The following is a 7,218-nucleotide window of genomic DNA, read 5'->3' on the forward strand; positions in this document are numbered from 1 at the left end:
GGCGGCAACGTAACGTTCCCTTTAACGGGGTGAAAGGAAACACCATGACAGCACGGCTTCTCGAAGGAAAAATCATCCTCATTGTCGGTGCGAGCACCGGCATCGGGGCCGATGCCGCACGGGTATTCGCCCGCGACGGGGCGTCCCTGGTGCTTGCGGCCCGGAGTGAAGCCGGCCTCCGGACCGTCGCCGACGAACTCACGGCCGCAGGAACACCGGTGGCCTGGGTTACGGGCGACGTGAGCGTCGGAGCGGACGTGCGGCGCTTCGTCGATACTGCCCTCGAGCGGTTTGGGCGGCTCGACGGCGCGTTCAACAACGCCGGGCTCACCGGCGCCGGGATGCTTCACGACGTCAGCGAAGAAGACTTCGACCGGATCATGGCGGTCAACGTCAAGGGAGTCTGGCTCTGCATCCGCGAGGAGGTCCGGGCCATGTCCGGCGGGGGCGGCGGCTCCATCGTTAACGTCAGCAGCATCGGCGGCACCCGGGGCAGCTCGGGCATGGGCGCCTACCAAGCGACCAAACACGCCGTCATTGGCCTCACCCGCACCGCCGCCCATGACAACGGGCCGGCAGGTATCCGGGTCAACGCCATCGCTCCGGGGCCGATCGAAACGCCCATGCTGCAGAAGACCCGCGAAGCCATCCCCGGCGGCGTCGAGGCGCGCATCGCCGCCACCCCGCTCCGCAAAGCAGGTACCACTACCGAGGTCGGTGATGCCGCCGGCTGGCTCCTGAGCGACAGGGCAAGCCACATCAGCGGAGTCGTGCTGCCGGTGGACGGCGGATTCAGTTCCTGACCGCTTCGGGTCCGGCGGACGGCACCGGCTCCCGGCCGGCGACCCAGGCGACCGTGAACGGGGCATCGGTCCTCGCCCGTACCTCCTCGACGCTCACGGCGGGTGCTATCGCCGTCATCACCAGGCCGTCCTCCGTGACATCGAAAACTGCGAGGTTGGTGATGATCTCATCGACGCATTGCCTGCCTGTCAGCGGCAGGGTGCACTCCCTGACGATCTTGGCGCTGCCGTCCTTCGCCACGTGGTCGGTGACCACGATTACCCGAGGGGTGCCCGCGACCAGATCCATCGCCCCGCCCATGCCCTTGACCATTGCCCCGGGAACCATCCAGTTGGCGAGGTCGCCGCGTGCCGAGACCTGGAGCGCACCAAGGACGGCTGTGTTGATGTGCCCGCCCCGGATCATTCCGAACGACGTGGCCGAGTCAAAGAAGCTTGCCCCCGGGACAGCCGTGACGGTTTGCTTGCCGGCATTGATCAGATCGGCGTCTTCCTCTCCCTCATAAGGGAACGGCCCGATACCGAGCAGCCCGTTTTCACTCTGCAGAATGATGTTGACGCCTGCAGGAATATGGTTGGCCACCAGGGTCGGAATGCCGATGCCAAGGTTGACGTAGTCACCGTCCCGGAGGCCTGCGGCGGCGATCGCCGCCATCTCGTCCCTTGTCCAAGTCATGATCTGTTCCCTCCAGTCAGTGTGCGCGGCCGGGTTGTCCGCTGCTCGATGTCCTTGGCCAGGGACGTTGTCACCAGCCGTTGGATGTACACCCCCGGGGTTACTACGTGGTCCGGATCCAGGTATCCGGGGGCAACCAGCTCCTCGACCTCGGCGACTGCGAGCCGGCCTGCGGCTGCCACCAGGGGATTAAAGTTGCGGGCCGTATGGCGGTAAACGAGATTGCCCTCCCGGTCACCGCGGTAAGCGTGCACAAGGGCGACATCTGCAACGATCGCCCGCTCGAGGAGATATTCCTTTCCCCCGAACTCCATGGTCGTCTTGCCTCCGGCTACGGGGGTTCCCACCCCTGTAGCCGTGTAAAAGCCGGGGATTCCCGCTCCCCCCGCCCGGAGGCGTTCGGCGAGCGTTCCCTGCGGCACAAACTCCACGTCGAGGGTCCCTTGGAGATAGGCCGCGGCGAACCCGTTGTTTTCTCCCACGTAGGACGCGATGACCCGGGAAACCTGGCCGTTCTCGAGCAAAAGGCCGAGGCCTTTTCCATCCACTCCCATATTGTTCGAGACCACCGTGAGGTCCCGGACCCCGGAGTCCCGCACCGCCTCGATGAGGTACGACGGAATTCCGCTCAGTCCGAAGCCCCCAACCGCCAGGGTCATGCCGTCACTGAGCACGCCGTCGAGGACTTCGCGGGCGCTTGTCCACACTTTGGACATCGGAACTCCTTCAATCGGATGGAGGCGAGCCAAACAGGGTGGAAAAGCAGAATCAATAGGCCAGAATGAATTCGGCACTATGTGAATTCTGGTTTTCAAGTTGTCCACATACTGAATCGGTGAACCATGCCTGAAGCGCTTCCCGGAAGCCAAGTTGTTGCACGCGTGGCCGCCATCCTGCGCGCACTCAGCGCCTCCCCGGGCGGGCTGCCCACGAGGACGGTCGCTTCGACCACCGGGCTTACCCGGCCCACCACGTACCGGCTGCTTCGTTCCCTCGCACTCGAGGGATATGTCGATTTCGACGAAACCCGTTCCCGCTGGGTATTGGGTACCGAGCTGTTCGTGCTGGGAACCGTCGCCGGCGCGCGCCACGATATAACCGAACTGGCCATCCCCCATGTCCGGCGGCTCGCGGCAGTGACAGGTGAAAGCGCGTTTCTCTCCATCCGCCGAGGTGACGAGACGGTCTGCCTGCTTCGGGAGGAAGGCAGCTTCCCCGTGCGGTCTTTCGTCCTGTACGAGGGCGTGCGTTTCCCGCTGGGCGTCGCCTCGGCCGGACTCGCCATCCTCTCCTTCAGCAAGCCCGAGGAAGTCGATGCCTACTTCCGTCGCTGGGGAAATCCGTGGGGCACCGGACATTCCGAAGCAGAGATCCGGGACCGGATACTCCGCACCCGGGAACAGGGGTTCGCGGTGAACCCCGGCCTGATTGTGGAGGGCAGCTGGGGAATGGGCGCGGCCGTTTTCGACGCCACACGCAACGCGACGTACGCCCTAAGCATCACCGGCATCGAGCAGCGCTTCGGATCCGCAAGGCTCCCGGTCCTGGGCCGGGCGTTGCTTGAAGAGGCCCATCAGTTCAGCCGGCGCCTCGCGGGAAGGGCCGGCCGGTAACACCCGCGGACCGGCACCGCCTGCCAGCAGCTCGGTCCAGATGGAGTCAGGCCCCTGCGGGGACATCGGGAAGAGCGTCCATCCGCACTTCCGGAAGCGCCTCGAAGGCAGGCTTGGCAAACCAGTAGCCCTGGAACAGCCGGATCCCGGCGGCCTTGAGCACCCGGAACTCAGCCTCGGTTTCGATCCCCTCAGCCAGCAGCGTAATGCCGAGTTCCCGGGCGATGCCGATGATGCCGGCCAGGACGGCCTGGCGGGCAGGGCTGGTGTCGATTCCGCGGACGAGTTTCATATCGATTTTGATCAGGTCCGGCTGGAAATCAACCAGCAGGCCAAGCCCTGCATGGCCGGCACCGAAATCGTCCACGGCTGTGGTGAACCCGTGCTTGCGGTACTCGGTGATGATGTTGGTGAGGTGCGCGGTGTCGGAGACCTCTTCGTTTTCGGTGAACTCGAACATGATCGAGGACATCGGAAAGTTGCACCGGCGGGCAGTATTCAGGGTCGCCCGCAGGCAGGCAGCCGGTTCATAAACAGCTTTGGGCATGAAGTTGATGGAGAGCATCAGCTCCTCGCCCGCGGGAAACAGGCGCGAGGCCAGCTCAATGGCCTTGACCCGGCAGTCCTGGTCGAAGCGGTACTTCTGCTCCGGTGAAACCTTGGACAGGACCTCATAGGCCCCTTCCCCGGAGGCACCACGCACCAAAGCCTCGTAGCCCCACACCCGGCCGGCAGCGGCGTCGTAAATCGGCTGGAACGCCATACTGAAGTCGAAGTCGAGTTTTGAAGCCGTGCTGCAGCCGTTGCATGCCATGTGGTGTCCCCCCGAGTGAATAGGATCAGTACATTACTGCAGCTGGAACACGGAGGTGAGCACCCCGCCGCCCAGACGCACCGCGGCGTTACAGCAGCGGGTAAAGACCGCTGTGGGCGATGGCCCGTGCGTCCGTTCGGCGCTCAAGGTGCTGCCGGAACAGGGCAACTTCGGGCCCTTCGGGCCGGCCGAGCCGGGAGCCGGCGGCGATGAAGGCCGTGCCGAGGCGGATCAGTGCGCGGGAGGTGAATCCTGCATGAACGGTGGCGGGCGGGTAGTACCCGAGGCTGGCGGAACTCATGGCTGCTCCTGGAAATCGATGAGGGGAAAGGCGTTGAAGTGCAGTTGGACGGGGCGGGCGCCGGGGGTTCCGGGTTCGCTCCGGTAGGCCTCGAGCTTTTCCCGCAGGATCGCTTCCATCTCGCGGGTGAACTTCCGGAGCTGGTCTGCGGTGAGCTGGGCGTTGAGGGTACTGAGCATGGCGGCGTCCGCCCACTCTGCCGGCAGTTCGGACGGGCTGCCTGACGTAAAGGCAGCCAGGGCCTCCGCACGTCCCTGGACAAAGTGCCGGTTCACCTGCCGGGCCGCCTCGCGGACGGCAGGGTCCTGTTCGGACGAAGAGGTATTGACGGCCAGGGTGCCCCGCGGGCGTTCCCACCACCGCTCGCGTCCCGAGCCCCGGTTCTCGATTTCGCGGACCAGGCCGTGCCGTGCCAGTTGCCGGAGGTGGTAGCTGGTGGCTCCGCTGGATTCCCCCACCCGTTTGCCCATGCTGCTGGCGGTCTGAGGCCCGTACTGGGACAGGATGTCCAGCAGCTGCACCCGGAGCGGGTGGGCCAGGGCTTTGAGTACGGGGCCGTCGAGGACACGGTCACCGTCACGGGCGGGCTGCTTTTCGGGCAGTGGTTCTGCGGTCATGGAGCCAGCATGCCAGTGCAAAGGTTTATTTGCAAACGTTTCTTTGCATCTGCTCCGCAAGCAGTCCTGCGCCGCCCTGTGTGTGGCCTGCATTACTGTGGCTATGGATCCCAGCACCCACAAGCCTTCAAGGAGACCCGATGTCCGCTTCCGAAATGCGTTCCAAAACGCTTGAATACTCCCCGGCGGAACGGGACGTCGCGCGCATCTTCTCGCGGACCGGGCTCGAGCACCTGCAGGCGCTGGCCGCCGGCGAGGTTTCCGGCCCGCCGATCAGCAGTCATGTCGGCCTGCGGCTCGTCAGCGTGAGCGAGGGCGACGTCGTCATGACGGCGGAGCCTGACGAATCGCACTACAACCCCATCGGCTCCGTCCATGGCGGCTTTTTCGCCACCGTCCTGGACTCGGCCTGCGGCTGCGCCGTGCACTCGACTTTGCCGGCCGGCGTCGGCTACACCAGCCTCGAGCTCAAGGTGTCCTTCCTGCGGCCCGCCACCGCGGACACGGGCACTGTCACGGCCCACGGCTGGGTGACCAAGACCGGACGCAACGCAGCCTTTGTCGAAGCGGACCTGCGCGACGCCGCCGGCCGGGTCCTCGCTACCGCCTCAAGCACCTGCCTGGTGGTGGGCCCCGATCCATCGGGACGTTGAGCCTTACATATCCCTATTGTTTGCCCGCCCCGGCAAGCCCCCAGCGCCCTGCGCTCACGTCACCCTCCCATGGATTCGGCTATCTCGTGCGCCCAGCCTGCCACGCAGGCGCCCGGGCCGTCACACCCTTGAATCCCGGGGCGACTACCTGCAACCAGCAGCCTGCGGTTGCGGATCAGCGGGGGTTCACACGGTCCTCGTGCTTGCGTTGCGCCCGTGCAGCGAGGAACAACAAGGATCCGATCGCCACGTAGACGGCGGCACTGAGCCAGATAGCCGCGGATTGCTGGGTGAGGAGCGCAATGCTGGCAATGATCGCCAGGACCGGCATGAACCGGGGGGCGGAGAAGTGTTCATGGTCCACTTTGTCCTTTTTGAGGACAAGGACGCTGACGTTCGCGGACAGGAACACCAAAAGCAGGAGCAGCACGGTGGTTTCGGCCAGCGAGGCGACATTTCCGGTGAGCGTCAGGACAATCGTCAGCCCGGCCACCACCACAATGGAAACCCACGGGGTACGGCGGCCCGGCAGCACGCGGCTGAAGGCCCGAGGGAGCAATTCGGCTTCCGCCAGGCCGTAACCGACACGGCTGGCCATCACCATAAACAGCAGCGCGCCGTTGGCAATGGCAATCAGCGCGATGATGCTGAAGAGCCCCGGCGGGATGGCGACACCGCTGGCGCCGACGACGGCGAGGAGTGGGCCGGTGGACTCGGCCAGCTCCGTCGGGTCCATCACGATGACGGCGCCGAGGGCGATAAGGAGATACACCAGCCCGGCGGTGCAGATGGCGCCGAACAGTGCGCGGGGGTAGGCCTTGGAAGGATTACGTACTTCCTCGGCCATGTTTGCTGCCGCTTCGAAACCCAGGAAAGAGAAGAACGCGACGATCGATGCGGCGAAGGCGCCTTGCAGGGGCGGCACGTCCGGCGCGAACTCAAGGAGCCGGGAGGGTTCCCCGTTACCGGAGGTGAAAACGATGGCACAGACCACAATGACGATGACCAAGCCGGATACCTCGATGACGGAAGCTATCAGGTTCGCGGCGAGGGACTCCTTGACGCCGCGAAGGTTGATCAGGGTCAGCAGGATGATGAAGACAACCGCGGCGGGAGCTGCCGGCACATCGATGAGCGCCGTCAGGTAGTCGCCCGCGAAGGCGTTCGCCAGCGCGGCAGCCGTGGTGATTCCGGAGGCCATCATCAGGAATCCGACCAGGAAGGACACATAGGGGATGCCAAAGGCCCGGTCGGCGTAGCGGGCGGCTCCGCCGGCGTGCGGGTACTTGGTGATCAGTTCTGCGTAGGTTGCGGCGGTGAGGAGCGCGACCAGCAGCGCGATCAGCAGGGGTAGCCAGATCGCACCACCGACGTCGGAGGCCATGGTCCCCACGAGGGTGTAGATGCCGGCACCGAGGGTGTCGCCCACGATAAACGCGAACAGCAGCGGCACCCCGATGGCCCGCTTCAACCCGGGTGATGATTTTGATGTGGCAGTGCCGGTCTCTTCCGTCATTGGGCTATTGGATTCCGTTTGCTCCCCCTGCGCAATACTTGGGCGGAATCCGGTGCACAAAAAGTGTTGGCCGGCAGGCGCACCGGCCTGCCATGGTGCCGGCGGGGGCGGATAGGCTGGGGTTCGCCAGCCAGCGGCCGTGCGCGGCAAACCGCCTCGAGCCCCTCACGACGAAGGACGCCAGTGTCAGACCCCCAGCCGCCCGCGCGCGGGCCGTATCCCGCC

At 65.3% G+C, this 7,218-nt stretch carries 9 protein-coding genes; 3 read left to right on the top strand and 6 right to left on the bottom strand.

Annotation, left to right across the window (positions count from 1 at the left end; all coding sequences use genetic code 11):
* Nucleotides 1–44 precede the first annotated feature (44 nt).
* The gene (locus tag AC5RVB_RS12995) at nt 45–803 is read left to right on the top strand and encodes an SDR family NAD(P)-dependent oxidoreductase (protein WP_227929291.1); all 759 of its coding nucleotides are present in this window, start codon (nt 45–47) and stop codon (nt 801–803) included.
* On the opposite strand, the gene AC5RVB_RS13000 is transcribed toward AC5RVB_RS12995, so the two are convergent.
* Together AC5RVB_RS13000 and AC5RVB_RS13005 are read right to left on the bottom strand one after the other, a co-directional pair.
* Nucleotides 793–1,479 (bottom strand): CoA transferase subunit B, encoded by a 687-nt coding sequence (locus AC5RVB_RS13000; RefSeq protein ID WP_227929290.1) that lies wholly within the window; start codon nt 1,477–1,479, stop codon nt 793–795. The two genes, AC5RVB_RS12995 and AC5RVB_RS13000, sit on opposite strands and share 11 nt — an antisense overlap.
* Nucleotides 1,476–2,195, bottom strand: coding sequence for a CoA transferase subunit A (locus AC5RVB_RS13005; protein WP_494142887.1), 720 nt, complete (start codon nt 2,193–2,195; stop codon nt 1,476–1,478). The genes AC5RVB_RS13000 and AC5RVB_RS13005 overlap by 4 nt, the downstream gene beginning before the upstream one ends.
* A 126-nt stretch (nt 2,196–2,321) precedes the next feature.
* On the opposite strand from AC5RVB_RS13005, the gene AC5RVB_RS13010 reads away from it, so the two are divergent.
* On the top strand, nt 2,322–3,092 hold the full coding sequence (locus tag AC5RVB_RS13010) for an IclR family transcriptional regulator (protein ID WP_227929288.1): 771 nt from the start codon (nt 2,322–2,324) through the stop codon (nt 3,090–3,092).
* Between the two features lie 46 nt (nt 3,093–3,138).
* Here AC5RVB_RS13010 and AC5RVB_RS13015 read toward each other — a convergent pair whose 3' ends face one another.
* The 3 genes from AC5RVB_RS13015 to AC5RVB_RS13025 form a co-directional block, all read right to left on the bottom strand.
* Nucleotides 3,139–3,906 carry an EAL domain-containing protein gene (locus AC5RVB_RS13015; protein ID WP_227929287.1) on the bottom strand — a complete coding sequence of 256 codons (768 nt, stop codon included), beginning with the start codon at nt 3,904–3,906 and terminating at the stop codon, nt 3,139–3,141.
* 88 nt (nt 3,907–3,994) lie between these two features.
* The gene (locus tag AC5RVB_RS13020; protein WP_227904792.1) at nt 3,995–4,207 is read right to left on the bottom strand and encodes a hypothetical protein; all 213 of its coding nucleotides are present in this window, start codon (nt 4,205–4,207) and stop codon (nt 3,995–3,997) included.
* Nucleotides 4,204–4,824 carry a winged helix-turn-helix domain-containing protein gene (locus tag AC5RVB_RS13025; RefSeq protein ID WP_227904790.1) on the bottom strand — a complete coding sequence of 207 codons (621 nt, stop codon included), beginning with the start codon at nt 4,822–4,824 and terminating at the stop codon, nt 4,204–4,206. The genes AC5RVB_RS13020 and AC5RVB_RS13025 overlap by 4 nt, the downstream gene beginning before the upstream one ends.
* A gap of 140 nt (nt 4,825–4,964) precedes the next feature.
* On the opposite strand from AC5RVB_RS13025, the gene AC5RVB_RS13030 reads away from it, so the two are divergent.
* The gene (locus tag AC5RVB_RS13030; RefSeq protein ID WP_227904788.1) at nt 4,965–5,477 is read left to right on the top strand and encodes a PaaI family thioesterase; all 513 of its coding nucleotides are present in this window, start codon (nt 4,965–4,967) and stop codon (nt 5,475–5,477) included.
* A 175-nt stretch (nt 5,478–5,652) separates the two neighbouring features.
* Here AC5RVB_RS13030 and AC5RVB_RS13035 read toward each other — a convergent pair whose 3' ends face one another.
* The gene (locus AC5RVB_RS13035) at nt 5,653–6,993 is read right to left on the bottom strand and encodes an APC family permease (protein ID WP_494142888.1); all 1,341 of its coding nucleotides are present in this window, start codon (nt 6,991–6,993) and stop codon (nt 5,653–5,655) included.
* Between the last annotated feature and the right edge of the window lie 225 nt (nt 6,994–7,218).

Source organism: Arthrobacter sp. Y3225209, from assembly GCF_059090685.1.